We start from the raw sequence: 26,283 nt of genomic DNA, 5'->3' as shown, positions 1-26,283 counted from the left end.
TTACCCCACGCGCTCGCGCTGGAAGATTTCGGGCGACGGCTGCTCGTGCGCCCGGGTATGGAGGTGGCAGCGGCTGTAGTGCCCGGGCTCGACGTCCGCGAGCACCGTGGGCTCGCGAAAGCACGCGTCGAACGCCTGCGGGCAGCGCGCCTGGAAGCGGCAGCCCGGCGGCACCTCACGGAGATTGAGCGGGCTGCCCGGAATGCCGGTGAGCCGCTGCTTGGGCGCGGTGAGCGAGGGGAAGGAGTTGCGCAGCCCCTCGGTGTAGGGATGCAACGGCTTCTCGAGCACCGCCAGCGACGGCGCGCTCTCGATGATCTGCCCCGCGTACATCACCCCGATACGGTCGGTGAACTCCACCATGAGACTCAAATCGTGGGTGATGAACAGAATCGAGAAGCCGAACTCTTCCTTGAGGGCGTGAATCTTCTGCAGGATCTCCCGCTGCACCACCACGTCGAGTGCCGTGGTGGGCTCGTCCATGATGATGAGCTTGGGATTGAGCGCGAGCGCGATGGCGATCACCAGGCGCTGGCGCATACCCCCGGAGAACTGGTGCGGGTAGTCCCGCAACCGGTTGGGGTGAATATCCACCAGCTCCAGCAGCTCCTGGGCGCGCAGCCGCGCCTGGCGCCGGGTCAGGCGGGTGTGCGTCTGCAGCACGTCGCGGAATTGCTCCTCGAGATTGAGCACCGGGTTCAGCGCATTCATCGCGCTCTGGAAGACCATGCTCACCTCGCCCCAGCGGTACTGCTGCAGGCGCCGGCCGGTGAAGTCGAGCACGTTCTCGCCGCCGAGCAGGACCTCGCCGCCGGCGATGGTGGCCGGCGGCTTGGTGAGCCGGGTGACGGCGAACGCCACCGTGCTCTTGCCGCAGCCGGACTCCCCGGCCAGGCCGAATATCTCGCCACGGCCTATTTCGAAGCTGACATTGTCGACGGCGCGCACGGGACCGACGTCGGTAACGTAATCGACGCAGAGATTGCGCACCGCCAGCTGTGGATCCTCGGATGCCATCAGGCGGCTTCCTCCTGGAGTCGTGGCTTGCGGGCGAACAGCCGCTTCAGGCGGCCGCCGCCCCGATGGGAACGAAGCTGCGGGTTGGCGATCTCGTCGATGGAGAAGTTGAGCAGCGCGAGCCCGATGACCAGCAGGATCAGCGCGGCACAGGGCGCGATCACCTCCCACCAGGCCCCGACCAGGATCGAGGAGGAGGTCTGGATGTTGTAGAGCATGATGCCCCAGCTCACGATGTTGGGATCGCCGAGGCCGAGGTACTCGAGCGTGGCCTCGGTCATGATCGCGTACATCACCGAGCCGATGAACGTCGCGCCGATAATGGAGATCAGATTCGGCAGGATCTCCACGAGGACGATGCGCCAGGCGGGCTCGCCGAGCACCTGCGCGGCCTTGACGAACTCCTTCTCCCGCAACGCCAGCGTCTGCGCCCGCACAACGCGGGCGCCCCACGCCCACGAGGTCATGCCGATGATGAGCGCGATGGTCAGCGGCGAGGTCTCCCCCAGGAAAGCCGCGAGCACGAACAGCAACGGCAGCTGCGGAATCACCAGCATGACGTTCATCACGAACGTGAGCGCCTCGTCCACCAGCCCGCCGAAATAGCCGGCCGTCACGCCGATGGCCACCGCCAGGGCGCAGACGATGAGCCCCGCGCCGACCCCCACGGAAATGGACACGCGCCCGCCGTGGAGCACCTGGGAGAATACGTCCCGGCCCATGCGGGTGGTACCCAGGACATGCTCGGCACTCGGCGCTTCGTGGGGCCGGGCGACGCGGCGATCCGGCTCGTGCTGCGCGATCAACGGCGCACCGATGGAGACCACCACGAACAGCACGACGATGGCGAGCCCCGTGGAGGCCTTGGCGTTGCCGAGCAGGATGCGCAGAAAGCTTGGCATGCGCATGGGTGTCAGGCCCCTCCCCGGCGCAGGCGCGGATCGAGAACCACGTAGAGCAGATCCGCGATGAAGTTGAAGGTGAGCATGAAGATGGTCATCAGCAGTAGCTGGCCCTGGATGACCTGGTAATCGCGGGCGAGGATCGCCTTGTAGAGCACCGTGCCCAGGCCCGGGTAATTGAAGACGATCTCGATGATGAGCTGCCCGCCGATGGCCGTGCCCAGCGCCATGGACAGCGCCGTGACCGTGGGCAGGATGGCGTTGCGGGCGCCATAGTTGAAGATCACCCGGTTCTCGGCCAGCCCCTTGGCCTTGGCCATGGTGATGAAGTCCTCGTTGAGCAGGTTGATCATGTTGTTACGCATGGTGATGAGAAAGCCGCCCACCTGAATGAGTGCGGCACAGGCGATGGGCATCACCGCGTGGCGCGCCACGTCCGCGGCGAACGCCCAGCTCCAGCCCGGATCCATGCCGGGGGTGTAGGCGTAGCCGGTGGGCAGCCACTGCAGGCCGACGCCGAAGGTGAACAGCGCCAGCAACGCGATCACCACCGGCGGCACCGCCTGGAAGACCATCATCGCCGGCGAGGCGATGGCGTCGTAGCGCCCGCCGCGGAACCAGGCGGCGAACACGCCCATGAGCGAGCCCACGCAGAAAGCGAGCACGATGGCCGTACCGGCGAGGAACAGCGACCAGCCGAAGGCGCGACCGAGCACGGCATTGACGGTCTCGGGGAAGAACTGGGTGGAGGTGCCCAGATTCCAGGTGAACACGTTCCCCAGATACGTGAAGTACTGCTGCCATAGCGGCCCGTCGACGAAGCCGTAGACCTTCTTCAGCGCCTCGACCATTTCCGGCGTCATGCGCGCGTTGGCCGAAGCGAACATCATGGTCACCGGGTCCCCCGGCATGATGCGCGGCAGCACGAAATTGATGGTCGCCGCCACAAGAAAGGCGACCAGGTAGAAACTCAGTCGTCTCAGGAAAAATCCCATTGGCTCGAACTCGTGTTGACCGCCTCGTCGATACCCGCAGATGCATGGCACGCGCGTGAGCGCGAATCAGAACAGGGGCGGCCGTCAGGCCGCCCCAAGGCGAGCCCTCACTGCCTGGGCTTCAGGTCGAGGACATGGAGGAGACGCTCGGGAATGCCGGCCCAGATCATTGGGCGTCCGCGCGCATTGTCCTCGTTCCACCAGCCGGCGAGATCGCTGGTGTTGTACTGGTAGAAGTACGCACTGCAATACACCGGTACCGTGACCTGCTGCGAGGCAATCCGCTCCTGGATCTTGTGCACCACGCCCTCACGCGCTTGCTTGGTGGGCGTTTTGAGGAACGAGTCGATGAGGTTGTCGAGCTTCTCGTCCTCGAAGTGGTGCATGGCGAAGCGGCCGAACTGCTCGCCGGCCTGGTACTTGGAGTTGTAGGCGCGATCGAAGTAGGTGAACGGCGTCGGGCCGTAGAAGTAATTGGTGAAGGAGACGTCGTAGTCGCCGCGGGCCATCTTCTGGTTGAGCACGGCGAACTCCGGCGTGGACGCCTCGGCGCGGATGCCCACCTCGCCGAGCATCTCGGCGGTGATCATCCCGACGTTGTTGAAGTCCGTCCAGCCGTTGGGCGTAATGATGGTGAGCTCGATGGGCTTGCCGGAGGGCGTCTCGCGAAAGCCGTCGCCGTCGCCGTCGGTGAAGCCCGCCTCGTCGAGCATGGCCTTGGCCTTCTCCGGCGAATAGGTCATGTACGGCTGGTACTGCTCGTAGACGGCTTCGTCGCGCCAGGCTGCCTGGTTGGAGCAGATGCCGGAGGCATCGTGGTTGGGCGCGCCGTAGCCGTAAGCGGCAAAGTCCACCACCGCCTCGCGGTCCACCGCCATGGACAGCGCCCGGCGGAAGCTGATGGAGTTGATGGCCTCGCGGTCACCCTCGGCCGGGGCCTCGTAGTTGAGCACCAGCGCCGTGGTGCCTGCCTCCGGGAACCAGTAGTTGTAGTTCTCGCTCTTGGAGGCGTAGGTGGCCTCGATGTCCGGCACGAACGACGACGTCCAGTCGAGCTCGCCGTTGATCAGCTTGGCGAGGAGCTGATCGTTGTTGGCGATCTGCGGGACCCGCAGACAGTCCACGTCCAGGTTGCTCGCGTCCCAGTAATCGGGGTTCTCGCACTGGACGTAGAGATTCTGGGAGAAATCACGGATCTCGGTGAACGGGCCGGTGCCCACCGGGTTCTCGTTGGTGTAAGTGACCGGGTTGTCCACGTCGCCCCAGACGTGCTCGGGAACGATGGGCGTCAACACGATCTCGTTGGCGATCAGGCTGTTGGCGGCCTTGAGCTCATAGCGCACGGTGTGCTCGTCCACCTTGACGGCACGCTCGACCCACTCGTTGATGCCCTCGATGTCGAGCTCTTCGTTGTCCTTGACCAGGTTGAACGAGAACACGACGTCATCGGCGTTGAATGCCTCGCCGTCGGACCACTTCACCCCCTCGCGCAGGGTGAACGTGATGCTCTTCAAATCGTCGGCGAGCTCGTAATCCGTGGCCAGGCGGAAGACGGGCTCGTTGCCATGCGCCTCGTTGAACACGGCCAGAGGCTCGTAGATGAACTGCTGCGTCGTATGCAGGCGGCTCGAGAGGAACGGGTTGAAGTTACGGGTGAACGCCGTATAGAACTCCGGCACCACGGTCACGCTGGTCGCCCCGTTGGCCACCGCGTTACCGGTATAGCCCCCCAGGGCCGCGGCGAATCCCAGTGCCGCCGCGCTGCCCATACCGAAAATCCGTTTGCTCATTATTGCTCTCCTCGTTGATTGCGAACGAGCAGCAGCGCGGCCGGCGGCACCGACCGCGCCGGCGCCGCCTAGATGTTCAGCGGCATGATGATGTGGAACTTCACGTCATGCTCGGACTGGAACATATTGGGGTAGTACCAGCTGCCGAGCTCATCCTGGTGGTTGTTGTAGTTGGTGTAGTGCAGCTTGAACAAGGTGCCCTTGAGGTTGCCTTCCTGGACCTTGTAGGAGAGGTCCAGGTTGATCGCCGACTCCTCGCCGGTGGGCGCGTCCGGATCGTCCACCCAGTCGCCGTCGGCGGTCTGCATCTGCTTGGTGGCATCCCAGCCGTAAGCGGCGGAAACGCCGGCGTTCCACCCCGGGGCGCCGACCCAGTCGTCGAGATCGCGCCAGACACCCAGGAATACCGCCTTCTCGTTGTGTTCGTTCCAGTCGGAGCGGGCGTCCCACCAGATCTCCAGGCCGCCCTGGGAGTTGGAGTAACCGCGGGTCAGGCGCGGAAGGTAGTTGCCCTCCGCCCCTTCGGCCTCCACCGCGGTGAATTCCGCGCGGAACGTATAGGGTCCGCTGCGCAGCTTCGAGGTGAGCGCCTGCAGCCAGGCCATGTCCTCGTAGTAGCTGAACTCGCCTTCCGTCTCGGTGCCATAGAACTGATAGCTGACGTCCAGCCCGTCGAGCACGTCGTAATCGTCGGAAAGCTTCAGGTGATACGACTGGGAAAGATCCTCGGCCTCGCCGTACCCCGCCTGGATACCGAAACCGTTGTCGAAGCTGTAACGGGCGCCGACACCGTGGATGAAATCGACCTCGGCGTCGTCGCCGGCGCTCGGGACGTTCCACGCCTTGACCGCGCTGAACGGCGCCGTGCGCTTGTACCAGGGTGCCTTGTACTCGTCCGCCCAGGCATAGGTGAGGTAGAGGTTGTCGAAGTTGCCCTCCACCTGGGCACCACGGTAGGTGCCTGGCTGATAGGACCAGTTGACGCCGATCACCCCCGGCACGGACAGCTGCGTGAGACCCGCCTTGGCCTTCACGCTACCGTCGAGGAACTTCACTTTCGCCGCCGCCTGGGAGATGCTCACCCCGCTCTCCGGCGGGCAATCGGCAGCAGTGCACCCCTCCTCGAAGTACTCGGCGTACTCGTCCTCGAAGAACGCGAACTCGTGATCCGGTGCGCTGCTCTCGTCGAAGACCAGGTCATGGGCACCGAAGGCGGAGAAATCGAAGCCGACGGTGTCCGCCGCGTAGCCGGACGTAAAGGCCACGTTCGCCTGTGCCGTGCCGTGATTGAGGCTGGTGACGTAATCGCCGTCGTCGTTCTTGCGCACGCGGTTGCGCTGGAAGTAGAAAAGGTTGGCGCTGACGTCGGAATCGTCGATGAATCCGGCGGCCTGTGCCGGGGGAGCATAACCCCCGGCCGCGAGACCACCGCCGAGTGCGGCGGCCACCGCCAGTGCGGTAGTGGTCAGATGCGAGCGTTTTCTCATTGTGCGCTCCCCTCCTGTGTTGGCGCATTCTCTTTTGCAGGGAAGGTCCGGACCGGGCTTTCACCCGCTCCCCGAACTCCGGGAGAGCCGACGCCCCCCTCCGGCGTCATTGGCTCTCGCTATCCCTGGGACGCCCGCTTCTACCGTGCCCGGCGCGGCCCGCCCCGGGGCGCTATCCGCCCCCGCGGATAACGCCCAGCAGCCCCGTCGTGGAGCCGTCGAACGTTCCGGCATCGGCCCCCGGCTGCAGCGCGCCGCGCAGCTCTCCGGCGAGCGTCTTGCCGAGCTGAACGCCCCATTGGTCGAAGGAATTGATCCCCCAGATCACGCCTTCGACAAAGATCCGGTGCTCGTAGAGCGCCACCAGGCGGCCGAGCCCCGTTGCGTCGAGCCGGTCCAGCAGCAAGGTGTTGGTGGGCCGGTTACCCTCGTGCACCCGGTGGGCGGCGAGGAGATCGAGCCGATCACCGCTGATGCCATCGGCGGCCAGCTCCGCGCGCACCGTCTCCTCGTCGACGCCGAGCATCATCGCCCTCGATTGCGCGAGGCAGTTGGCCAGCAGCTCACGACGGTGCTCCGGCAGGTCGTCCTCGTCGGCGACGGCGCAGATGAGGTCCGCCGGCACGACCTGCGTGCCCTGGTGCAGGAACTGGTAGAACGCATGCTGACCGTCGATCCCGGAGCGCCCCCAGAGCACCACGCCCGTGTGCGTCGACACCGGCTCGCCCTCGCGGGTGACACGCTTGCCGTTGCTCTCCATCTCCGCCTGCTGGAGGTAATCCGGCAGCCGGCGCAAACGCCAGTCATAAGGCAGAATCGCCTGGCTGGCGGCGCCCATGGCAGTGGTATTCCAGACGTTGAGCAGCGCGAGGAGTACCGGCAGGTTCTCCTCGGCCGGCGCCTCGCGGAAGTGGCGGTCCATATCGGCACCACCGGCAAGGAACTCGCGGAAGATCGATGGGCCGAGGTGCATCATCACCGGCAGACTCACCGCCGACCACAGCGAGTAGCGGCCACCGACCCAGTCCCAGAGCCGGAACCGGCGCTCGGCGGCGATCCCCAGATCGGCGAGCTTGTCCTGGCTGGCGGAAACGCCGGCGAAATGCCGTGCGAGCACCTCGGCACGGTCAGCACCGTTGCCGAACCAGGCGATCGCCGTCTCCGCGTTGAGCAGGGTCTCCCGGGTGCCGCCACTCTTGCTGGCCACGACGAACAGCGTGGTCTCCGGATCAAGCCCGCGGAGTACGGTGGCTACCTCGGCACCGTCGGCATTGGAGACGAAATGCAGGCGCGGCCCGCCGGCGGCCCATGGCGCCAGCACGTCAGCAATCAGTCGCGGGCCCAGGTCGGAGCCGCCTATACCGATGCTCACCACGTCGGTGAAAGCGCGGCCGCTGATGCCGGTAGCTTCACCGCTGCGAACGGCTTCGGCGAACGCGGTCATCCGCTCGAGCTCCCGCGCCACGGCCTCACCGGCGTCGTAGCCATCGACGGGCCGGGATACGCCGGGCTGACGCAGGGCAACGTGGAGCACCGCCCGATCCTCGGTGTTGTTGATGTGCTCACCGGCGAACAGCCGTTCCCGCCACCCGGCCACGTCCCGGGACTCGGCGAGGGCCAGCAGGTCCTCGCGCGCCGCATCGTCGAGCAGGTTCTTGGAATAGTCGAGCAGCACGCCCCCGGCACGATGGGAATAGCGCTCGAAGCGGGCCGGGTCGGCATCGAACAGAGCCTCTATACGGCGCCCTTGCAGGCGCTCGCTGTGCGCCACGAGCCGCTGCCAGACAGAATCGTTGCGTAGTGCCGTCATCTCGTTCACTCCTCTGTACTTCCGGCCTGCTGTGCCGCCTGTCGCTGGGCGGGCACACCTGCCGTCTGGTGCTGGATTTCCACCACGAAGTCGTAAGCATCACCGGGAAACCAAGAGCGTGTGAACTCTACCGGAGTGCCATCATCGAGGAGACCGAGACGTTCGATGTAGAGCACCGCGCTGTTGGGCGCGATGTCGAGATAGGCAGCACGCTGCTCGTCAACGGCGACGGCCCGCAGACGCTGAAGCGCCCGGACCGGCCGCAGGCCTCGCGCACCGAGAACCTGGTAAAGCGAGCCTTCCACCTCGAACGGATTCGGCAGAAACCGTGTCGGCGTTGTCGCGAGCTCCAGCCCCATGGGCTTGCCGTCGGCGGTGCGCAGCCGGAAGAAGCGCGTCACCTCGTCGAAGTCGTCGAGGGCAAGCGCGCGCTTCTCTTCCTCGCCCGGCATGGCGACGGACCGCTCCAGCCAGCGCGATCCCGGCTCCTGGCCGCGCTCGCGGATGATCTCGCTGAAGCTGCGCAGACGGTTGAGCGGCTGCTCCACGCGGTCGGTCACGAAGGTGCCCGCGCCCTGACGCTGGGTGAGCAACCCCTCGTCGACCAGATCGTCAATCGCCCGTCGCACGGTCACCCGCGAGACACCCATGGCGTTGGCGATCTCACGTTCCGGCGGCAGAACCTCTCCGGCGCGCAACGCACCGTCACGCACGGCCGCCCGCAGGCGCGCCTGCATCTGCATGTAAAGCGGCGCTCCCTCCCGGGTCAGCGATCCCGCTTCGCCGAACAGCCCGTATACTCGTTCTTCAAGCTGGCCCATTGGCTCCTCTCCCTTCGCGTCGCTATGAGGGCAATGCGGTCGCACCGGCGGCCACACCCTGATGCCAATGGTATGGCAATCGCGACGCCCACGGCGAGCAACAGGGCTCGAGCGGTGTGGTAGCACCGACCAATCCTCTGTTTGTTCCACCCACCGCTTTATCAAACCAATCCTCTCCTCTGGGAGCCGACCAGCCCGAATCGGCCTTTATTGGGTTGTAGATTCGCCGAGATAATAGAACCATTAAGCATCCATTGCAACCCACATGTCACACCTGTTGTGCCATGGCGTCCCGAATCGCCGACACTACCGGCAATCGCCGGGCGCCTGCGGGGCTGGTATTGCGCGCATGGTATTTAAAAGGTATCTTTTGACGTACGCTCACTGAGCAGACGGGCGGCAGGCCCCGACGAGGAGGAAGTTCGATGCGCGTGATCATCACTGAGAGCGCGGACCACGTGGCCCACATCGCGGCGGATTGTGTCTGCGAGGCGCTTGCGCCCGGGCAGGATTGCGTTCTCGGGCTCGCCACCGGCAGCACGCCGGTGCGGCTATATGGCGAGCTCATTCGCCGACACCACGCGGGTGCGGTGAGTTTCGCGCGCGCGACGTCATTCAATCTCGACGAATACGTCGGACTCGCCCCGGATCACCCGCAGAGCTATCGTGCGTTCATGAACCGGGAGCTCTTCGATCACGTGGATATCGACCCGTCCCGCACCCACGTTCCCGACGGGCTTGCCGACCCGGCCGATGAGGCGCAACGCTACGAGCAGGCGATAAGCGACGCCGGCGGCATCGACCTGCAGGTGCTGGGTATCGGCCGCAACGGTCACATCGGGTTCAACGAGCCGACCTCCAGCCTGGCCTCGCGCACCCGGCTGAAAACCCTCACGCCCAGCACCATCGAGGCGAACAGCCGTTTCTTCGGCCCCGGCGAGACACCGCCGCGGCTGGCGATCACAATGGGCATCGGCACCATACTGGACGCCCGGCGAGTACTGTTGCTGGCTACCGGACGCGCCAAGGCGCCGGCGGTTCGCAATGCCGTGGAAGGCCCACTGAGCGCCATGGTGCCGGCGTCTGCGCTGCAATGGCACAACGATGCGGTAATCCTCGTCGACCGGGATGCCGCGAGCCTGCTGCAGCAGGTCGAGTACTACGAACACGTGGAGAATGAAGCCCGGCGACTCGCCGCGGAGCAATGCCATGGCTGACATCCGCTACTTCGTGGGCGTCGACGGCGGTGGCACCGCCTGCCGCGCACGCCTGTACGACCACGTCGGTCATGCGCTCGCGGAGGGCCGCGCCGGCTGCGCGAACGTCCAGCGCGGCGTGAATACAGCCTGGGCGAGCATCGTTGCAGCGACGGAGCAGGCGCTGGCGGCGGCGGGGCTGGAACTGTCGGTGCTCGCGCACACGGCAGCGGGGCTGGGTCTCGCTGGCGCCGTACGGGAATGCGACCGTGCATCGATGCTCGCTCACCCGCATCCGTTCGCGCGGGCACGCATCCTCACCGACGCGCACACCGCGCAGCTCGGTGCTTTCGCCGGAGGCGACGGTGCCATCCTCATCATAGGCACCGGCTCCTGCGGCATGATTCGCCACGGCGGCCGTTTCCGTAGCGTCGGCGGGCTGGGCTTCCCGGCCTCCGACCATGCCAGCGGCGCCTGGCTCGGGCTGCTCGCCTTGCGCGAGTCGCTACTGGCACTGGACGGTTTCCGCCCCGCCACGGTGCTCACCGAAGCCGTGCTGGAGCACTTCCAGCGGGACCCGAACACCGTGGTCGGCTGGCAGAGCACCGCGACGCCGAGAGACTACGCGCGCTTCGCCCGTCTCGTCTGCGACCACGCCGATGGCGGCGATACGCTGGCACAGGAGCTCATCGCCCGCGAGCTGGCCGAGGCGGAGAGGCTGATACGGGGGATGATCGAGCTGGGCGCCGAACACGTATGCATACTGGGCGGACTCGGCGAACGGCTGCGCCCCGCCATCGGCGAACCATTACGAGCACATCTGGTCGCCGCCCGCGGCGATGCTATGGACGGCGGACTGATACTGGCCAAGGATGGAAGTGACTAATCTTCTCAGAGGTATTGTCATGCGTCAGCCGGTCTGTGCGCCGATGGAGCAAGGCACGAGGCCCATGGGAGTGACTGCATGAAAGCGCTTTGCAACGCACGGGTATTCGATGGCGACCGCATGCTGGACCGGCACACGGTGTTCGTCGACTGCGGGCGCGTCGTGAGCGTCGTCCCCGAGCCAAGCGGGGTTGACCCGATCGCGGATGCCGTGGACCTGAACGGGCTGATCATCGCACCGGGGTTCATCGACACCCAGGTGAACGGCGGTGCCGACGTGCTCTTCAACGACGAGCCCAGCAGCGAGGGGATCGCCCGCATCGTCGCCGCTCACCGGCGCCACGGCACCACCGGTCTTCTGCCTACCCTGATCTCCGACGATCGCGCGGTGATGGAGCGGGCCCTGAACGCAGTGGCCGAAGCACGCCGCGCGGCCATGCCCGGGCTGCTCGGCATCCATCTCGAAGGGCCTTACCTCAACCCCAAACGCAAAGGCATTCATCGCGAGGAGAAGATCCGCACACCCGAGCCCGACGCCGTGACGCTTCTCTCGAGGCTCGGCGACGAGGCGACCACCCTCGTCACGGTTGCCCCCGAGCGCGTCAGGGAAGGTTTCATCGCCGAGCTCAGCGAACGCGGCGTGATCGTCGCTGCCGGGCACACTGCCGGCACCTATGCGGACATCCGCCGCGCCCAGAGCGAAGGCCTGCGGGGCTTCACGCACCTGTTCAATGCCATGACGCCCATGACCAGCCGCGAGCCGGGTGTGGTCGGCGCCGCCCTCGCCGGCGAGAATACCTGGTGCGGGCTGATCGTGGATGGGCACCACGTCCACCCGGCGACTGCCCGGGTCGCCGTGAGCGCGAAAATGCGCGGGCGTATCATGCTGGTCACCGACGCCGTGCACGCGGCGGGATCGACCCACAGGGAGCTGGAGTTCCTCGGCCAGACCATTTACCGCGCCAATGGCCGTGTCACCAGCGCCACGGGCACCCTCGCCGGCTCCGACCTCACCATGGACCGCGCCGTGCGCAACGTGGTGGACCTTCTCGCCCTGCCCCTGGAGGAGGCGCTGCGCATGGCCTCCCTCTACCCGGCCGCCTTCCTGGGCATCGATGCCGAGTACGGCCGCATACGTCCGGGCTACCGCGCCGATTTCGTCGCCCTCGACGACGATCTGCGCGTCGTCGGCACCTGGATCGACGGGGTAGCCGATAGCGATGCCCCGGCCGCCCCCCCGGCGCGCATCGGGGTGGGCAGCGGACCCGGCTGACCGGTCACCCGCGTCCGGCCATGACGATCGTCAATCGTGCCGGCGCATGAACAGCCCGATACGGGCATCGCATTTCATCGTGATAACGTGCCTTCAAGAACGCGACCGGTGTTTGCGCCCGTTTCCGGCCGCCGACACCGGGCGCGTCACGTTGTCCGTGCAACCCCCGGGGGCGCACGCATTTCTACGGCTGCCGCCACACGAACGCCACCTGGCTACCCCACTGGCAGATGTCGGTGAACCCCAACTGCGTCACGAGCGCGTCGTAGGTGGTCTCATCGATAGCGGCCGCCACCATCAGCGGCTCGAACGCCCCGCGGTCGAGCCGAGAGAGCTTGTCCAGGTCCGCCTTGACCGCGCGCACGAATCGGTCCATCGGATATTTGTGGGTCTGCGCCTTGAGCTCCACGGCCCAGTGTTCTGCATTGAAAGAATTGTCGTTAATGAGCCAGTCGAGACGAACGCTGCCCACCGTCACTTCGCGACGAAAATCGTATTGCATCCCGCTTTTGACATCGAGCCAGCTTGGGAAATCGATCTGCAACCAGTATTCCCAACCGCCTTCGACATAGAGAATCGGTTCGAGCAATCGATCGGACAACCACGCCGGCAGGTCGCTCGGCAAACGGGTGATATCGTACGGTTCCATCGAATTGCCTCCGTTTCATTTCTCATCTCGTGATTCCCAATACAAAGAACGCAGCGTGCCCGGCAATCGCCGTGTCCAGCGAACCCGGCTGCAATGCAGCCGGGTTCGGGCAGTGACGACCGTCATTCGTCCCTGGGCGTGAACTTGCCGAGCTGGGCGTTGTATTGCAGGGTGATGTCGTTGACGCCACCACCGAACTTCGCCACTGTGTGCGTGCCGAAAATCCGGCTGATGATCGTCTCGCTGCGGAACTCCGACTGCAGCCAGACATAGACGTAGGTGAACGGCGTCATCGTCACCGACTGGGTCGCCAGTACCGGCGTCGCCGAAATGGGCTTGCGCTCTGCAGGCTCCTGGTTGATCAGCGCCGACTGCGTAAGCCCGAACGTCAGGGACGGATCGGCGTTGAAGGGCACGTGGTTGTGCGCGGCAAACGTCCCACGGGGCACGCTCCCGTCGGAAACCGGCCCCTCGAACACCGTCTCCGGCGTCAGCGTGTAGAACGCGCCATCCTGGGCCGGCACCCCGGTCTCGGAGATCTTGACGATGTTGGCACCGTGCTTGAACGCCGCGTTGGAAGCGTAAATGCCGTACTCTTCCGACCAGGTCACCTCCGTGCTCTGAAACGGATCGATGGACAGCCAGATCACGTTCGGCGACTCCCCGTTGACGGGCTTTGCCAACATGATCCGTTGCTTGGCGTCCTTGACCTCACGCAGCGCCTTCTTGTCGAAGAGCAGTTGCAGGCTGTAGTCGACCATGGGAATACTCCTTCATGCGAACTGGAAAATAAGCGCCATTGTCCTGACACCGTTCGTCGCTTTCGCCGTGCTTTCAAGGAAACGGCTAATTGCGACGATTTCAGTCTCTCCCGGGACCTGCTTTCGGCGTTAGTCAGCGCGTATCGGGAATTCGGTTAGTTGTTTCGATTATTGGGCCCAGCGTATCCGGTTACTTGCGGAACCCGACGGAAAAACGGGTGCCAACCGGAACATTCCGGTTTCGACATGATCAGTGCGCGCTTCCGCGGGAATCAGCGGGCACCCGCCCGGCGACGATATTCTCGCGGGGACACGCCATAACGCCGCCGGAAACTCTTGCCGAAGCTGGACAGGTCGTCGAAACCGCAGCGGTCAGCAATCACACCGATGGGAACTTCCGGCGCGGCGTTCTCGAGCAGCCAACGGGCCCGGTCCAGACGAGCATCGCGAATGCATTGCCCTACCGTCTGTCCGCGACGCGCGAACATGCGGTAAAGCGCTGCCCGCGAGCAGCCTATTCCCCGGGCAACATCGGCGGCGGTGAGATGGTGATCGCCGTAGTGGCGCTCTATGAATGCCCGTGCGTGGTCGAACAGGCTCTGCGCGTACCACTCGTGGGGCGGAATCGTGCTATCGGAGTGCGAATCGTCCATGGCGCGCAACGACCTCTCCCTGTGGGTGGGCCGGCGTGCTGGCGCCGGTCACGTCACCCACGAGCCTGGAAAGCCGGACCCGCCACGAAAATACCTCCAATCGCGTAGTCGCGGTGGATGCCCAACGCGGAGGTCGTGGTTACTAATCCGATCACAGGTAATGCCACATGTCAGAGCGCTTGTGCGATTCGGCTGCCAGGCGCGCGAGCGAAGGCGTGGCAAGGCTCACGTCGAGTGAGCGCAACGCCGCAGCCGAATCGCACAAGCGCTCCCTTCGGGCGAGGCAGTCGGGCGCTCTCGCGGCGTTGCTCGTCGCTCACGTAGCGCTTGCTACACCACGCGCCTCGCGCCTTGCGAGAACACCCGACTGCCTCGCTGACATGTGGCATTACCTGTGATCGGATTAGTATGGCCCGTCGCTGCCTGACGATCGCACCCCGGAAACTAGCCGTACGAGCGAGGCCACGTCGTGAACGCCGAGGGTGCGCATGGCCTCCTCGCGGTGCTTGTCCACGGTACGCGGACTGATGCCGCCGAGATCCCGGGCGATGCGCTTGCTGGTCATGCCGGCGACGATGCCCGCCACGACCTGGCGTTGCCGTGGCGAGAGCCGATTCATGACGGTGGTATCGAAAAGACGGGCCAGCGGGGTTGGCCGCCAGGGTCTCGCGCACGGCATAGGCGATCAACCGCGCGGCGCTGTCGAATCCGAGCTTGCGGCAGATATTCGTTCGGTGCTTGCGCACGGTCTGCTCGGCGATGTCCAGGGTTTGCGCCAACCCGCGGCAGCTCAATCCAGTCCCGATCAGGCGCAACACCTCCCGCTCCCTAGGTGTAAGCTTTTCCATGCCCCCGGAACCGATTGGGACGCGAGCCGACCAGGATCACCCGCGGCTGACGCTTCCCCGCACCCCCGTGAATATGCTTATTTCGATTGTGTTAGCAGTGACACGTCGCCGATGCAGTCGCCGCAGACGCCTATTCGATCCGGGTTGGTCCGAGCTAGCATGAACAATGGCGCGATCGGGCGGGCATGTCATGGGCAACATCGTCACTCTGCGTTTCTACGAAGAGCTCAATGACTACCTGCCTGCCGCGGTGCGCCGACGGGCGTTCGAGCACTGCGTGCGGGCAGACGCTTGTGTCGGTGACACGATCACCGCCTGCGGCGTGCCAGCAGCGGCGGTCGACCTGGTCCTGGTCAACGGCGAGTCCGCCGGATTCGGCCACCGGCTCCGCCACGGCGACCGCGTGTCCATCTATCCGGTCTTCGAAACCCTTGATATCGAGTCGATGACCCACCTGCCCGGCCGGCCATTGCGCCGGCCACGCTTCGTCGTTACCGCCGCACTTGCCGACCTTGCCCGTGCGCTTGCGGCGAGCAGCTATCCGACGGTCCTGGCAGGCCCGGCGGATGAATGTCTCGATCTCGTGGTTCGCGGCTGGATTCTGGTAAGCGACGACGCCCGCACGCTCGCGCGGCTCGAACCGCCTCGCGCCTTCCGCATCCGCACCGTGAAACCCGGCGACCAGGTCCGCGAGATCGGCGAACGCCTGCAACTGCCCATCGGGTTCGGACACCGCCCACAGTAGCGCCTCCAAGCGCTGGCACGACGATCCGGACGATCCCCCGCGAGATGGCGGTAGTCCATTGCGGCGGCGAGCGCGCGGGAACCAACGGGTGCGCCAGCGAGTCGGGGCAGGCGTACACGGTTTTACACCGCACGCTCCTCGAAACGCATAAGGAGGCATAGATGCAGCGACCACAAGCGTTGCTTCGCGCATTCGCGATGACTTTGGCCATCACACTGGGCGGAGCCGGAGTGGCTTCGGCGGCCCTGCCCGACACCGGCGGCTCCGACGGCAACCCGAGCCTCGCCCCGCTGGTGGACGAGGTTTCGCCGGCGGTGGTCAACATCGCCACGTCGGCGACCGTGAAAGCCAAGCAGAATCCCCTGATGCAGCATCCCTTCTTCCGGCGCTTCTTCGATCAGGGCGAGATGCCGCAGCACCAGCGCCGCGTGCAGTCCCTGGGTTCCGGGGTAATCGTCAACGCGCGGGAGGGCTACATCCTCACCAATCATCACGTCATCGCGAACGCGGACGAGATCAAGGTCGGTCTCAACGACGAGCGCACCTTCAAGGCCGAGGTCATCGGATCGGATCCCGACACGGACATCGCGGTCATCCAGATCGACGCCGACAACCTTCACGCCGTGGACATGGGGGATTCCGGCGACCTGCGCACCGGCGACTATGTCGTTGCCCTCGGCAACCCCTTCGGCCTCAACCACACCGTGACCACCGGCATCGTCAGCGGCCAGGGGCGGACCCTCGCCGGCCGCGCCTCCGAAGTCCGCATCCAGGATTTCATTCAGACCGACGCCTCCATCAACCCGGGCAATTCGGGCGGCGCGCTAGTGAACCTCGACGGTGAGCTGGTGGGCATCAACTCCGCCATCCTCTCGCGCTCCGGTGGCAACATCGGTATCGGTTTCGCCGTGCCCGTCAACATGGCCGAAACGGTGATGGATCAGCTCGTCGAGTACGGCGAGGTACGCCGCGGCATGCTCGGTGTGCACGTCCAGGACGTAAGCATGGATATCGCTGAGGCCATGTCGCTCGATGGAACCGACGGTGCCCTGATCTCCCAGGTGAAACCGGATTCGCCGGCGGACAAGGCGGGCCTCGTCACCGGTGACGTCGTCATCGCCGTGGACGGCGAACCCATCGAGAGCGCAAGCGAGCTCGCGAAAGTCATCGGCCTCACCAAGCTCGGCACGGACGTGGAGCTCACGATCGTGCGCGAGGGCGACGAGCGCACCATGACCGCCACCATCACCGAGCCGGCAAAGCGGACGGCTCAGACCGGCGGCAGCGGCAACGAATCCGGTGAGGGCGTTCTCGAGGGTGTGAAACTCACCGAGCTCGACCCCCGTTCACCGCTCCACGGCGAGGTGCAGGGCATCATGGTCGCTGGCATCACGCCGGATGCGCCCGCCGCGCGTTACCTCGAGGAAGGCGACGTCATCACTTCCGTGAACCGCCAGCCCGTCAGCTCCCTGTCGGAATTCCGCAAGATCGCACAGGGCGAGGATCGGCTACTGCTCCACATCCGCCGCGGCGACGCCGCGCTTTACGTGGTCGCACGCTAGTCCCGTCGCAAGCCCCCGGCCCCGGGGGCCTCCGCCCCGCCGTCACACATCCGCCGGCGTCGGCCCTCCCGGGCCGGCCGCCTCCTTCATAACCCAGTCCCTGAAGGCCGCAACCTTCGGGCGTTGCAGGTAGGCGGCAGGATAGACGACGTAATAGCGGAACGCCGTCGCCTCGTCGTCCGCTTTGGGAAATGGCCTTACCAGCCGCCCCGCGGCGAGATCGTCGGCGACCAGCGCCCCCGAGACCAGCGCCACGCCGTGCCCGTCGATCGCCGACTGAACCGCCATGCTCTCCAGGCTGAAACGAGGGCCGCGATCGGCGTCCAGCACGTCCTCGACGCCGGCCGCCCGCAGCCACATCCGCCAGCTCGGGGCCGCGTCGCTCTCCGTCTGCCACTGCACGTGAAGCAGCGTGTGGTGCCGCAGATCCCGCGGCGCACGCAATGGATGGTCGCCGTCCAGTAAAACCGGGCTGCACACGGGAATGGCCGCCTCGGCCAGCAGGCACTCCACGGCCAGACCCGGGTAATGCCCGCGACCGTAACGCAGCGCGACGTCCACGTTGTCCTCGTAGAAGTCGGCACGCCGGTCGGTAGCGTCTATGCGCACGTCGTAGTCCGGATACGCGCGACGAAACCCCTCCAGCCTGGGCACCAGCCACTTGGCGCCGAACGACGGCGCGACACTCACGGTCAGTACGCGATCGTCGTGATGGCCACGCAATATGCGGTCGGCTTCGGCGAGCTTATCGAGCCCCTCCTGGAGGGCCGGCAGGGCAGCCTGCCCCGCCTCGGTCAGCCGCAGCGCCCGGGTCAGGCGGCGGAACAGCGGCGTTCCCACGTACGCTTCCAGTGTCTTGATCTGCTGGCTCACCGCCGCGGGTGTGACGTGGAGCTCCTCAGCGGCCTTGGTGAAGCTGAGATAACGCGCCGCGGCCTCGAAGGCGCGAAGTCCGTTCAAGGGTGGCAGTCGGCGGCTCATGGCAACATCCCGAATGGTTAAGAATTACTTTTCCATAATTCCATGAATACTCGTTTGTCCATGCGTTTACAAGAGAGGATATTGACCTTAACGCGATGAACGAGACGAATCGCGATCAAGAGTAACTAAACCATTAGACTGCCCTGTGGCAGGCGGGAGGTCACCATGACCGGCATGACGCGCACATCCCTCGGTGAACGCTACGGACGGGCGCTGCAACTCGACGACCGGCAAATGCAGCGCTATGCCGAACGCGCCCGCGCGGCGCGGTCAGCCGTGTACGCCGAGTTCTTCAAAGGGATCGGCCGTGGACTTCGTGCGGTTGCGGCCGGCTTCGATCGGCGCCGGCGGAGACGGGCCTCGCTGCGGGAGCTTAGTGCCCTCGACGATGGCCTTCTGCGGGACATCGGCATTCGGCGGTACGACATCCCCACCCTGGCCGACGCAAGCACCGCCGCAGGCCGCCGGACGCGGGGGATGCGCCGTCGCGGCATGAACGCGACGGTCTCGCCGCTGAACACCAACCGGAGACCGCGACACCGTCGTTGGCGACACACGGCGTAACGCATTACCGATGACGATAGCTATCCCCGGGGCACCGGTGCGAGCCCATAGGCGCAGGCGTCGCTGGCACGCTTGGAAGGCCGCGGGCTCGCCCCGCCCCTGGACTCGCACGAAATTACTAACCTTTTCGAAAGGTTAGTATAACCCGGGCATGTAACCGGTGGTCATGACCAGCAACGGGACCGGCGCCACCGCGATTCCCACCGTCGCGAGATACCGCGCGAAAGAATACACACCGCTCATGCCGGCCACCAGCGCGATGCCGCCACCGCCGCCGATTAGCGTGTTGCCCGGGACGTTGAGCAGCACGGCGAGGGTGACGTAACGGTGGCCCAGCAGCAGTGGAATGAACCGGGGCGGCGCCCGCTCAGTGAGCAGGGCCAGGCGCGCCTCGCCGTCCAACGGTACCATCTCCGCCACCAACCGACGCGCCCGTTCCAGCCCGAAGAACGCGAACACCGCCGCGATGAACGCCAGCGGCACGAACCGTCCGACCAGATATGCCGTCGTCAACGCCACGACCATGCTGAGGTAGACGAGAAGGGCGATTGGCGGTCCCAGCGTGAGCATCAGCGCCAGCCCGATCTCCGCACCGGGCACGAACGGCACCGCCGAGGCGAGCATGTACACCGCCGTCGTGGTCATGATCATGGCGTGCACCCGCGCTTCGTTGCTCGGGCGAACATCCACCTCCACCACGCCCACCAACCCGTCGCCCACCAGCCAGCCACCGACAATAAGGCCGACATACAGCGGCACCAGCAATATGGCACGGCGGCGCATTACGGCTGGCAATCGCGACGGGGATCAGGGCCACCGAATGCGGCCTCGCGAGCGGCGGCGACGTTCGCGTAGGCGGGCTGAACATCGGCGATGCGGCCCTCGAAACGGAAATCCCGGTCAATGGTCCAGTACCACCGCTCCCGGCGCCAGTTGATATGCGCCTCGATGCGGCCATCGCGCACCACACCGACGTAGACGAACCGGCCGCCTTCTGGATTCTCCAGCTCACCGCGGAAGTGAATACCGTCACCGGTCACGCGAACCCAGTACGCCCCCGGCGGATAACCGCAGGGCACACAACTGCCGGACCAGAAGCGGCCGTCGCGAAAATGCAGGGTATCCCGGCTGTCGGCAGGCCCTCCCGCCGGCCCGAAGTCGCCGACGAAGTCCATGCCGTCCAGCGGGCCGCGCGCGCCCTCCCCGGCGTCGGTGGCGAGAGCCGGCGCCCCCGCCATCACCGCAAGCAACGTGACGAGCGTTAGCAGCGGCACCAGCGCACGGCGCGTCTGCGGAGCGGGGAACGGTCTCATGGCGGCCTCCGTTCGTCCGCCGCCTCACCTTCGCAATTGTAGCCGGCGGTGCCGCACTGCCGCGCACCAAGAGCCCCCGGTGCCGACGATCGGGCAGTTGCGCCACGCGCAATCGCACCGTCTCCGGCGTGCTCGCATATGCAATAACGATTGCTTAACGCTTCGATCAGAAATATCCGCTGGTTGGCAGAACCCGGTCGGTTCACGCTGTCGCCCGGCGAGGCTATGAACCGCAATGAAACCAGCGAGTCGATACCCGACCATGACGGAAAGCTCCCTGATGCCGCTCGCGGCATTTGCCATGATCGCGACGATCACCCCGGGTGGTGCCACCACGCTGGCGACCGCCTCCGGCGCCCGCTTCGGTCTGCAACGCTCCGTACCGCTCATCGCCGGCATCGCCACAGGACTCGCGTTGCTGGGCGCTTCGGCGGCACTCGGCCTGACCAGTCTGCTAATGGCCATTCCCGTGCTCGAGCGCGCCCTCCGATTCGTGGGTTCCGTCTACCTACTGTGGCTCGCCTGGCGCATCGCCAGAAGCGGACGGCCATCGGATACGACGGACCTGGAAAGACCCGTGGGGTTGATCGGTGGTGCCCTGTTGCTCTGGCTGAACCCGAAAGCTTGGGCGATGGCGCTGGGGGCGGCAGCGACATTCACAGAAGCTGCCGCGAGCCCACTTGCGCTGGCCCTGGTTCTTGCCGGCGCGCTCGGCACGGCTGCGACGATCTCGCTGGCGCTGTGGTCCGTTGCCGGCGCCGTGCTGTCGCGGCTGCTTCGAACGGAACGCGCCTGGCGACTGGTCAACACCGTGCTTGGAGTGCTACTGGCGTTGTCGATCATCCAGATATGGCGATAGGGGCCGCGGTCATCCCGCGCCCGTCGGGCGCACCGCCCCAAGTCCGAGCACGCGGAGTGAACGTGGGGGCCTCCCCCGTGAGTCAGGCAATCCGTGCGAACAGGCCCCGCGCGATCACGTGGGGTTCGCCACCGACGCAGAGCTCGCCGCGGACGGTCATCACCCGGGTACCGGCATGCAGGCACTCGGCCCGGGTCTCGACCACAGAACCCATCGACACACAGCGGAGATAGGTCACATCCAGGTTGACCGTGACGATACGGGCGTCACGCGACAGCCGGCACGCAATACCCTGCGCGAGCGCAACGTCGGCGAGCGTTGCCAGGAAGCCTCCGTGGGCACATCCGTGTGCGTTGCAGTGCCCTACGCTCACGCGCACCCGCAAGGCGGCCCCATTTTCGGATACGCGACGAAAAACGCTGCCAAGGCATGCGGTGAATCCGCCCCGGGACCACTCCTCGAAGCCTTCGCCATACCATCGGTGCCGGTCATCGGCATCCGGCGCATTCATATCATTCACCCAGTGCCGCCGCCATATCCAGAGCGTCGTCGAGACGATCGTTGCCCCAGAACATTTCCTCGCCGACGAAGAAGGTGGGTGCGCCAAAAACCCCGCGTGCCCGGGCCTCACGGGTCTGGGAGCGCAAGCGTTGCTTGTTGTCCTCCTCTCTGGCACGACGGATTAGCGATCCCGCCTTCAGGCCGAGACGACCGAGCGCACCGGAGACGGCTTCGTCGGAGCCGACTTCGCGGTCATAACCGAAGTTGAGCAGCATGATCTCGCGACAGAAGTCACGTACCCAGGACGAATCACCGCCGGCCAGGGCCACACGCGTGGCGAGCAGACTGTCGCGGGGAAACTCGCTGGGCCTGCGCCACGGCAGGCCATACTTACGGCACTGGCGCTGCATGTCCTTCCAGACATAGCGCCCCTTTTCCTCCTGCACCACGAACACCGGCCCGGTCCAGCCGAGCTCCCGGAAGATGGGCCCGAGAAGGAATGGCTTCCACGTCACTTCGACACCGCGAAGGGCGGCTTCCCGGTCAATGCGCATGGCGCTCAGGTAGCTGTAGTTGCTGGCGAGATCGAACCAGAATTCCAGCCGGGATCCGGTAGTCTGCTGCTGACGTTGAGCCATCATAATGATCGACCTCCTGGAACCCGATCGAAAACCACCAGGCACCGGACTTCGACGCTCTGGCGCAACGGCGCGTCGTCCGGCACCGCCGGCAGATCGAAGGCAGCATGGGGCGTGAAGCGGGCGGTGCCACTGATCTGGGAGTCGTACTGCTTGAAGATCAACACCTCGTCGCGGTCCATTTCCGGGAAATAGCACCAGCGGTGCCCCGGGGCGTGCGTCATGAGGTATATCTCCCCCGAGCGCTCCTGATAGCGGATCTCCGCGCTGACGAAGTCCCGCGACGAGACGGTCCGTGCGTCGCAGACCGCGAGCGGCGTATCCACGACGGGCCCCGCAATCGAGCGCCAGATGTTGACGATGGCGAAGCGGGAAACCCGCTCGATGGCCGCTCGGTCCTCCAGCACCAGGCCGAGCCGCGCGAGCCCGGACGCTTCCGTGTAATCGTTATGAATGCGTCCCACGGCGGCCGGATTGCGGCCGTTGCCATGGCGCCCGAATGTCAGTGCCGGCCGGCCAACCTCGCGTTGACGAAGCGTGTGATCGAACACATAACCCCTGGACGCCCCGGTGGCCAGGCACGCCAGCTCGACGGCTTCCGGGTAATACCGCCGCACCACTTCGTCGTCATCGTGAAAGTCGCGGACCGCACTCGGCGCATGCCACAGCTCGAATCCCTCGCTGTGCAGTCGCGTGCGTCGCCCGCGGCGGGCATTGCGGATGTCGACGTTGCGCACGTCGTAGGCATTGGGGTCCTGCGGCCGCCCATCCCCGCGCTCGTACATGTCGATGGCAGGCCTGGCTTCGCTGCTTTCGAGGTAGCCGAGCGTTCCCGTTACCGTTTCCTCGACCGGAGGAACGGGCATCCAACTCGAGCTCGCCTCTCGCCCAGCGTATGCCGCCAAACGGTCAGTCTTTGCCTCTGCAACCGGGCGTTCCGGAATCGTCGTGCATCGCATGGAGTTCTCCTTCGCCAAGGTACGGCACGACGAGCATTCAACCTACGCACTACCAGGGACTCAAACGCATTTTTCGCCACGGCCACATGCAGTCAATGCATGCGACACAGGACGGCGTCCCGACGCGAATGACTCGCATGTGAATTTGGACCCGGAACACACTCCGCCGGGAAACACGGCATGAAAGCAGAACCGTGCCCGGGTCAGGCCATTATGGGGCCAGAACAGCGCTTGGAACTGCGTGGCACATGCAAGAGACTTCACATCGCCGTCACTTCCATGAGCGTTTGGGTAAACGCTCGAGACAACCACTTCTGGACGGCCAGTAACGCGGGGGACATGGATATCTGTACCGGGATAACGAAGTAGTACGAGAAGCTGGAGCGAATTCGCTGTCGGAACGGTGCGACCAAATGGCCACTTCGCAGCGCGTCAGCGACGAGCAGAGAGCGACCGAGCGCAACCCCGAGACCATCTTCCGCAGCCTTGAGCAACGCGGCATCATCCTTGAAAGCTAACCCGCGCTGCGGCGCGTGATCCTCGATTCCGGCCAATCGCAACCAGTCCCACCATGTCTCGGTCAGGTCGCCGCGCAACATGCTCGCGCGACCAAGATCCTCGGGACGGCAAAGGCTCAGCGATTCCGCATAGCCTGGCGAGCAAACCGGAAAGAGATCCTCATCGCCAAGCGGGTGTGCGGTGACACCGGGCCACACCCCCCGACCATAGCGAATGCCGGCATCCACGCCCTCACGCGAGAAATCGGTGAAATGCCGGGAAGCGGCAATCCGCAGATCGAGTGCTGGATGAGCTTCCATGAAAGCACCGAGGCGTGGTGCCAGCCATCGAGCGGCTACGGACGGCAGCATGCTGATGGTCACTATGGGCGGGCAATCGTTCGAGCGCAGTTCCGCGGCTTCATGCGTCAGCTTGGAGATAACGCTTTGGCAGACTGCCGCGAAACTCCGACCCGCGTCGGTCAAATACACCGTTCGGCCGCGACGCTCGAAAAGTACCACCCCCAGGTCATCTTCCAGTTCACGGACCTGTCGACTGACAGCACCGGGGGTGATCGATAGCGCATGCGCCGTCTGCGTGAAGCTCTCGTGCGCGGCCGCCACTGCGAAGATCTGAACGGCGCGTAATGGGGGCGGACGCCCGATGTTGTCCTTTTGACTATTTCTCATTAAAAACCACCAGTAATCATCGCTTCATTCTCCGTTCACGTCATCCGACAATCTCCCGGACACCGAAACCGGCCGGGGGCAGAATGATCATGACGAGCCGAAAATGTTTAACGGACATTTTGCGACTGCCGCTGCCACTACTCATTGTGATCGCCACGATTGCCGTGGGAATAGGTGCCGGCATGGATTCCCATGCATTGATAACGACGATCAACGACGGTTGGGGGCAACGCCTGGGAGAGTTCGCCGTGATCCTGCTGCCGTCGTTCACACTCGCGGAAGCCCTCTCTCGATCGAATCTGAATACCTCCGGGCTCGGCAGCGTGCTGCTCGGTCCCGTAACCGCCGCGGGGATGGTATGCCCGGACACGGCGTATGCCGCGCTCTCGCCGATGGGCGGAGATCGCCGATTCGCGCTTGCCCTCGGCGCGTATGCCGGATTCAAGCTCCTGTTCCCCGCCGGGCCCCTTCTCGTGGCTACAGCGCTGGGTGTCGCCACCGATTCAGCGCTGCTGCTGGGCGGCGCGATATTCGTGCCCGTATGGTTGACAGGCCTGCTCTGGAGCTCGCGATTCAACGGCGCGAGTCGTGATTCGAGCACACATGCCGAGGCGACTTCGTTGACGGGTTTCCCCGTTGCCATGGGGTCACTGACTCTACTACTGGCCCTGGTTCTCGCGGGCGTCGTCGTGGACCTTCGCGCCCACCCCGTACTCGGCTTTTTGACCCAGCCCGCTGGCGCTCTGGCCACCTCGGCCACTCTCGCCCTGACCGTGCTGCCGCGACCGGCGCGCCGCGAGTGCCTGGAGCGCGCCGTCGGCCGGACCACGGAGTTGCTCTTTCTGATTGGCGCCGGCAGCGCACTCGGCAGAATACTGGTGGAACTCGATGCACTGGACCGATTCACGTCAGTCAGCGCGGGCATGGAGGGCATACTTGGCCTGTTCGCGCTGACTGCGGCCTTCAAGCTGATCCAAGGCTCGAGCATAGCGACATTCGCTGCCGTCGCTTCATTCGCCGCACCGTTTACCGAATCGGGCGTTCTGCCGCCGCCAGCAGCGGTCCTGGCCGTTTGTGCGGGATCAATGGTCGCCATACTGCCCAATGACAGCTTCTACTGGCTAATTCGTCAGGACGCGTTCGGAAAGCACTGTGAGCGCAGTGCGCTCGTAGCGATTGTCGGCGGCAGCATCGTTCAAGGCGTCACCGCATTGGCTTCGCTTTACGCGCTGTGGCTATCCGGTGCGCTGAGTTGAACGCTCGCGCCCATGCCGTGGGCACAGCCAGAAACCGGCATCCGTGTGATCAGGGGCACCGCCGTCCCGCCACGACCCGCGATGCAGGATCAAAGGTCGTCGAATGCCGGGTGAAACCGTACGGTGCCCGGACGTCCACTCAGATAGCCCGCTCGAAGCTCCACGGCCATGAACGCTTCGGCGGGCACCTCATAGGCACAGGAGAGGCCGTAGTCGCTCGCGGGCACGAAACCGAATCGAGGGTAGAAGTCAGCATGACCGAGAACGACGACGGCCCCGACACCGAGGCGCCCGCACTCGGCGAGCCCTTCGCGTACGAGCAGCGATCCGAGACCACCCCCCTGCCGCGCGGGCGCGACTGCCATGGGCGCCAACACCATGACGTCAGAGTCACCATGCCCGGAAAGACTGCCAGGGGAGAACATGATATGACCGACTACCCGCTCCTGTATTTCGGCTACCAGCGAGATCACCGGACGGGCACGTTCCCGCAGGGCGGAGACCAGAAGGGCCTCGTCCGGCCGCCCGAATGCATGCTCGTTCACCCATCGGACGGCCTCGTGATCCGCCGGCACCTCTGAACGGATATACGTCATTTCACGTCTCTCCCCTTCGTCCCCAAAGCCAGGCA

27 protein-coding genes and 1 pseudogene are annotated in these 26,283 nt (G+C 65.3%); 8 read left to right on the top strand and 20 right to left on the bottom strand.

Annotated elements, in window-relative coordinates; translation table 11 throughout:
* The 7 genes from ACPEES_RS11385 to ACPEES_RS11355 form a co-directional block, all read right to left on the bottom strand.
* Window positions 1–1,017: an ABC transporter ATP-binding protein gene (locus ACPEES_RS11385; RefSeq protein WP_435103607.1), complete on the bottom strand. Its 1,017-nt coding sequence runs from the start codon at window positions 1,015–1,017 to the stop codon at window positions 1–3.
* Window positions 1,017–1,925, bottom strand: a complete 909-nt coding sequence (locus ACPEES_RS11380; RefSeq protein ID WP_435103606.1) for an ABC transporter permease — start codon at window positions 1,923–1,925, stop codon at window positions 1,017–1,019. The genes ACPEES_RS11385 and ACPEES_RS11380 overlap by 1 nt, the downstream gene beginning before the upstream one ends.
* 5 nt (window positions 1,926–1,930) lie before the next feature.
* Entirely contained in the window at window positions 1,931–2,914 is a 984-nt protein-coding gene (locus tag ACPEES_RS11375; RefSeq protein ID WP_435103605.1) for an ABC transporter permease, read from the bottom strand.
* 107 nt (window positions 2,915–3,021) lie between these two features.
* Window positions 3,022–4,704, bottom strand: a complete 1,683-nt coding sequence (locus tag ACPEES_RS11370; protein WP_435103604.1) for an ABC transporter substrate-binding protein — start codon at window positions 4,702–4,704, stop codon at window positions 3,022–3,024.
* A gap of 68 nt (window positions 4,705–4,772) precedes the next feature.
* Window positions 4,773–6,191, bottom strand: coding sequence for an OprD family outer membrane porin (locus ACPEES_RS11365; RefSeq protein WP_435103603.1), 1,419 nt, complete (start codon window positions 6,189–6,191; stop codon window positions 4,773–4,775).
* A 172-nt stretch (window positions 6,192–6,363) separates the two neighbouring features.
* Window positions 6,364–8,001: a glucose-6-phosphate isomerase gene (gene pgi, locus ACPEES_RS11360; RefSeq protein ID WP_435103602.1), complete on the bottom strand. Its 1,638-nt coding sequence runs from the start codon at window positions 7,999–8,001 to the stop codon at window positions 6,364–6,366.
* A gap of 5 nt (window positions 8,002–8,006) precedes the next feature.
* The gene (locus ACPEES_RS11355; RefSeq protein WP_435103601.1) at window positions 8,007–8,822 is read right to left on the bottom strand and encodes a GntR family transcriptional regulator; all 816 of its coding nucleotides are present in this window, start codon (window positions 8,820–8,822) and stop codon (window positions 8,007–8,009) included.
* 425 nt (window positions 8,823–9,247) lie between these two features.
* On the opposite strand from ACPEES_RS11355, the gene nagB reads away from it, so the two are divergent.
* The 3 genes from nagB (at window position 9,248) to nagA (ending at window position 12,176) form a co-directional block, all read left to right on the top strand.
* Window positions 9,248–10,039 (top strand): glucosamine-6-phosphate deaminase, encoded by a 792-nt coding sequence (gene nagB, locus ACPEES_RS11350; protein WP_435103600.1) that lies wholly within the window; start codon window positions 9,248–9,250, stop codon window positions 10,037–10,039.
* Window positions 10,032–10,904, top strand: coding sequence for a BadF/BadG/BcrA/BcrD ATPase family protein (locus ACPEES_RS11345; RefSeq protein ID WP_435103599.1), 873 nt, complete (start codon window positions 10,032–10,034; stop codon window positions 10,902–10,904). Before nagB ends, ACPEES_RS11345 begins: the two co-directional genes overlap by 8 nt.
* 78 nt (window positions 10,905–10,982) lie before the next feature.
* Window positions 10,983–12,176: an N-acetylglucosamine-6-phosphate deacetylase gene (nagA, locus tag ACPEES_RS11340; protein ID WP_435103598.1), complete on the top strand. Its 1,194-nt coding sequence runs from the start codon at window positions 10,983–10,985 to the stop codon at window positions 12,174–12,176.
* 184 nt (window positions 12,177–12,360) lie between these two features.
* On the opposite strand, the gene ACPEES_RS11335 is transcribed toward nagA, so the two are convergent.
* The 5 genes and pseudogenes from ACPEES_RS11335 to ACPEES_RS11315 all read right to left on the bottom strand — a co-directional run.
* Window positions 12,361–12,825, bottom strand: a complete 465-nt coding sequence (locus ACPEES_RS11335) for a hypothetical protein (protein ID WP_435103597.1) — start codon at window positions 12,823–12,825, stop codon at window positions 12,361–12,363.
* Between the two features lie 122 nt (window positions 12,826–12,947).
* Complete coding sequence (locus ACPEES_RS11330) at window positions 12,948–13,586, bottom strand: hypothetical protein (RefSeq protein ID WP_435103596.1); 639 nt, start codon at window positions 13,584–13,586, stop codon at window positions 12,948–12,950.
* Window positions 13,587–13,858: 272 nt separating this feature from the next.
* Window positions 13,859–14,239, bottom strand: coding sequence for a helix-turn-helix transcriptional regulator (locus ACPEES_RS11325; protein ID WP_435103595.1), 381 nt, complete (start codon window positions 14,237–14,239; stop codon window positions 13,859–13,861).
* A 403-nt stretch (window positions 14,240–14,642) separates the two neighbouring features.
* Window positions 14,643–14,858: a LuxR C-terminal-related transcriptional regulator gene (locus tag ACPEES_RS11320; RefSeq protein ID WP_435103594.1), complete on the bottom strand. Its 216-nt coding sequence runs from the start codon at window positions 14,856–14,858 to the stop codon at window positions 14,643–14,645.
* A 67-nt stretch (window positions 14,859–14,925) separates the two neighbouring features.
* A pseudogene (locus ACPEES_RS11315) lies at window positions 14,926–15,087 on the bottom strand (response regulator transcription factor); the annotation flags it as partial.
* A gap of 166 nt (window positions 15,088–15,253) precedes the next feature.
* Here ACPEES_RS11315 and ACPEES_RS11310 point away from each other — a divergent pair.
* Window positions 15,254–15,832, top strand: a complete 579-nt coding sequence (locus ACPEES_RS11310; protein WP_435103593.1) for a hypothetical protein — start codon at window positions 15,254–15,256, stop codon at window positions 15,830–15,832.
* 161 nt (window positions 15,833–15,993) lie between these two features.
* Window positions 15,994–17,394, top strand: coding sequence for a DegQ family serine endoprotease (locus ACPEES_RS11305; protein ID WP_435103592.1), 1,401 nt, complete (start codon window positions 15,994–15,996; stop codon window positions 17,392–17,394).
* Window positions 17,395–17,436: 42 nt separating this feature from the next.
* On the opposite strand, the gene ACPEES_RS11300 is transcribed toward ACPEES_RS11305, so the two are convergent.
* Window positions 17,437–18,375 (bottom strand): transcriptional regulator GcvA, encoded by a 939-nt coding sequence (locus tag ACPEES_RS11300; RefSeq protein ID WP_435103591.1) that lies wholly within the window; start codon window positions 18,373–18,375, stop codon window positions 17,437–17,439.
* Between the two features lie 165 nt (window positions 18,376–18,540).
* Here ACPEES_RS11300 and ACPEES_RS11295 point away from each other — a divergent pair, with 165 nt between their 5' ends.
* The gene (locus ACPEES_RS11295; RefSeq protein WP_435103590.1) at window positions 18,541–18,939 is read left to right on the top strand and encodes a DUF1127 domain-containing protein; all 399 of its coding nucleotides are present in this window, start codon (window positions 18,541–18,543) and stop codon (window positions 18,937–18,939) included.
* A gap of 135 nt (window positions 18,940–19,074) precedes the next feature.
* Here ACPEES_RS11295 and ACPEES_RS11290 read toward each other — a convergent pair whose 3' ends face one another.
* Both ACPEES_RS11290 and ACPEES_RS11285 read right to left on the bottom strand, forming a co-directional pair.
* Window positions 19,075–19,722 (bottom strand): hypothetical protein, encoded by a 648-nt coding sequence (locus tag ACPEES_RS11290; RefSeq protein ID WP_435103589.1) that lies wholly within the window; start codon window positions 19,720–19,722, stop codon window positions 19,075–19,077.
* Window positions 19,722–20,252 (bottom strand): hypothetical protein, encoded by a 531-nt coding sequence (locus tag ACPEES_RS11285; RefSeq protein ID WP_435103588.1) that lies wholly within the window; start codon window positions 20,250–20,252, stop codon window positions 19,722–19,724. Before ACPEES_RS11285 ends, ACPEES_RS11290 begins: the two co-directional genes overlap by 1 nt.
* 262 nt (window positions 20,253–20,514) lie before the next feature.
* On the opposite strand from ACPEES_RS11285, the gene ACPEES_RS11280 reads away from it, so the two are divergent.
* Window positions 20,515–21,111: a LysE family translocator gene (locus ACPEES_RS11280; RefSeq protein ID WP_435103587.1), complete on the top strand. Its 597-nt coding sequence runs from the start codon at window positions 20,515–20,517 to the stop codon at window positions 21,109–21,111.
* A gap of 82 nt (window positions 21,112–21,193) precedes the next feature.
* Here ACPEES_RS11280 and ACPEES_RS11275 read toward each other — a convergent pair whose 3' ends face one another.
* The 4 genes from ACPEES_RS11275 to gcvA all read right to left on the bottom strand — a co-directional run bounded on the left by ACPEES_RS11275 (window position 21,194) and on the right by gcvA (window position 24,396).
* Window positions 21,194–21,622: a PaaI family thioesterase gene (locus tag ACPEES_RS11275; protein ID WP_435103586.1), complete on the bottom strand. Its 429-nt coding sequence runs from the start codon at window positions 21,620–21,622 to the stop codon at window positions 21,194–21,196.
* 1 nt (window position 21,623) lies between these two features.
* Window positions 21,624–22,253, bottom strand: coding sequence for a 2-hydroxychromene-2-carboxylate isomerase (locus ACPEES_RS11270; RefSeq protein ID WP_435103585.1), 630 nt, complete (start codon window positions 22,251–22,253; stop codon window positions 21,624–21,626).
* Window positions 22,250–23,116 (bottom strand): CmcJ/NvfI family oxidoreductase, encoded by an 867-nt coding sequence (locus ACPEES_RS11265; protein WP_435103584.1) that lies wholly within the window; start codon window positions 23,114–23,116, stop codon window positions 22,250–22,252. Before ACPEES_RS11265 ends, ACPEES_RS11270 begins: the two co-directional genes overlap by 4 nt.
* A 353-nt stretch (window positions 23,117–23,469) precedes the next feature.
* Window positions 23,470–24,396, bottom strand: coding sequence for a transcriptional regulator GcvA (gene gcvA, locus ACPEES_RS11260; protein ID WP_435103583.1), 927 nt, complete (start codon window positions 24,394–24,396; stop codon window positions 23,470–23,472).
* Here gcvA and ACPEES_RS11255 point away from each other — a divergent pair.
* On the top strand, window positions 24,354–25,652 hold the full coding sequence (locus ACPEES_RS11255; protein WP_435103582.1) for a GntT/GntP/DsdX family permease: 1,299 nt from the start codon (window positions 24,354–24,356) through the stop codon (window positions 25,650–25,652). The two genes, gcvA and ACPEES_RS11255, sit on opposite strands and share 43 nt — an antisense overlap.
* Before the next feature lie 89 nt (window positions 25,653–25,741).
* Here the strand turns inward: ACPEES_RS11255 and ACPEES_RS11250 are convergent, their stop codons facing one another.
* The gene (locus ACPEES_RS11250) at window positions 25,742–26,248 is read right to left on the bottom strand and encodes a GNAT family N-acetyltransferase (protein WP_435103581.1); all 507 of its coding nucleotides are present in this window, start codon (window positions 26,246–26,248) and stop codon (window positions 25,742–25,744) included.
* Window positions 26,249–26,283: the final 35 nt, after the last annotated feature.

Source organism: Arhodomonas sp. AD133, from assembly GCF_051195215.1.
Lineage (GTDB): Bacteria > Pseudomonadota > Gammaproteobacteria > Nitrococcales > Nitrococcaceae > Arhodomonas.
This window is presented reverse-complemented; position numbering and strand designations above follow the sequence as displayed.

Excerpts from the sequence above, each read along its gene's own strand:
- ACPEES_RS11385 (WP_435103607.1), bottom strand. The coding sequence starts at position 1,017 with ATGGCATCCGAGGATCCACAGCTGGCGGTGCGCAATCTCTGCGTCGAT.
- ACPEES_RS11380 (WP_435103606.1), bottom strand. The coding sequence starts at position 1,925 with ATGCGCATGCCAAGCTTTCTGCGCATCCTGCTCGGCAACGCCAAGGCC.
- ACPEES_RS11375 (WP_435103605.1), bottom strand. The coding sequence starts at position 2,914 with ATGGGATTTTTCCTGAGACGACTGAGTTTCTACCTGGTCGCCTTTCTT.
- ACPEES_RS11370 (WP_435103604.1), bottom strand. The coding sequence starts at position 4,704 with ATGAGCAAACGGATTTTCGGTATGGGCAGCGCGGCGGCACTGGGATTC.
- ACPEES_RS11365 (WP_435103603.1), bottom strand. The coding sequence starts at position 6,191 with ATGAGAAAACGCTCGCATCTGACCACTACCGCACTGGCGGTGGCCGCC.
- pgi (WP_435103602.1), bottom strand. The coding sequence starts at position 8,001 with ATGACGGCACTACGCAACGATTCTGTCTGGCAGCGGCTCGTGGCGCAC.
- ACPEES_RS11355 (WP_435103601.1), bottom strand. The coding sequence starts at position 8,822 with ATGGGCCAGCTTGAAGAACGAGTATACGGGCTGTTCGGCGAAGCGGGA.
- nagB (WP_435103600.1), top strand. The coding sequence starts at position 9,248 with ATGCGCGTGATCATCACTGAGAGCGCGGACCACGTGGCCCACATCGCG.
- ACPEES_RS11345 (WP_435103599.1), top strand. The coding sequence starts at position 10,032 with ATGGCTGACATCCGCTACTTCGTGGGCGTCGACGGCGGTGGCACCGCC.
- nagA (WP_435103598.1), top strand. The coding sequence starts at position 10,983 with ATGAAAGCGCTTTGCAACGCACGGGTATTCGATGGCGACCGCATGCTG.
- ACPEES_RS11335 (WP_435103597.1), bottom strand. The coding sequence starts at position 12,825 with ATGGAACCGTACGATATCACCCGTTTGCCGAGCGACCTGCCGGCGTGG.
- ACPEES_RS11330 (WP_435103596.1), bottom strand. The coding sequence starts at position 13,586 with ATGGTCGACTACAGCCTGCAACTGCTCTTCGACAAGAAGGCGCTGCGT.
- ACPEES_RS11325 (WP_435103595.1), bottom strand. The coding sequence starts at position 14,239 with ATGGACGATTCGCACTCCGATAGCACGATTCCGCCCCACGAGTGGTAC.
- ACPEES_RS11320 (WP_435103594.1), bottom strand. The coding sequence starts at position 14,858 with ATGAATCGGCTCTCGCCACGGCAACGCCAGGTCGTGGCGGGCATCGTC.
- ACPEES_RS11310 (WP_435103593.1), top strand. The coding sequence starts at position 15,254 with ATGGCGCGATCGGGCGGGCATGTCATGGGCAACATCGTCACTCTGCGT.
- ACPEES_RS11305 (WP_435103592.1), top strand. The coding sequence starts at position 15,994 with ATGCAGCGACCACAAGCGTTGCTTCGCGCATTCGCGATGACTTTGGCC.
- ACPEES_RS11300 (WP_435103591.1), bottom strand. The coding sequence starts at position 18,375 with ATGAGCCGCCGACTGCCACCCTTGAACGGACTTCGCGCCTTCGAGGCC.
- ACPEES_RS11295 (WP_435103590.1), top strand. The coding sequence starts at position 18,541 with ATGACCGGCATGACGCGCACATCCCTCGGTGAACGCTACGGACGGGCG.
- ACPEES_RS11290 (WP_435103589.1), bottom strand. The coding sequence starts at position 19,722 with ATGCGCCGCCGTGCCATATTGCTGGTGCCGCTGTATGTCGGCCTTATT.
- ACPEES_RS11285 (WP_435103588.1), bottom strand. The coding sequence starts at position 20,252 with ATGAGACCGTTCCCCGCTCCGCAGACGCGCCGTGCGCTGGTGCCGCTG.
- ACPEES_RS11280 (WP_435103587.1), top strand. The coding sequence starts at position 20,515 with ATGACGGAAAGCTCCCTGATGCCGCTCGCGGCATTTGCCATGATCGCG.
- ACPEES_RS11275 (WP_435103586.1), bottom strand. The coding sequence starts at position 21,622 with ATGAATGCGCCGGATGCCGATGACCGGCACCGATGGTATGGCGAAGGC.
- ACPEES_RS11270 (WP_435103585.1), bottom strand. The coding sequence starts at position 22,253 with ATGATGGCTCAACGTCAGCAGCAGACTACCGGATCCCGGCTGGAATTC.
- ACPEES_RS11265 (WP_435103584.1), bottom strand. The coding sequence starts at position 23,116 with ATGCCCGTTCCTCCGGTCGAGGAAACGGTAACGGGAACGCTCGGCTAC.
- ACPEES_RS11255 (WP_435103582.1), top strand. The coding sequence starts at position 24,354 with ATGGGGGCGGACGCCCGATGTTGTCCTTTTGACTATTTCTCATTAAAA.
- gcvA (WP_435103583.1), bottom strand. The coding sequence starts at position 24,396 with ATGAGAAATAGTCAAAAGGACAACATCGGGCGTCCGCCCCCATTACGC.
- ACPEES_RS11250 (WP_435103581.1), bottom strand. The coding sequence starts at position 26,248 with ATGACGTATATCCGTTCAGAGGTGCCGGCGGATCACGAGGCCGTCCGA.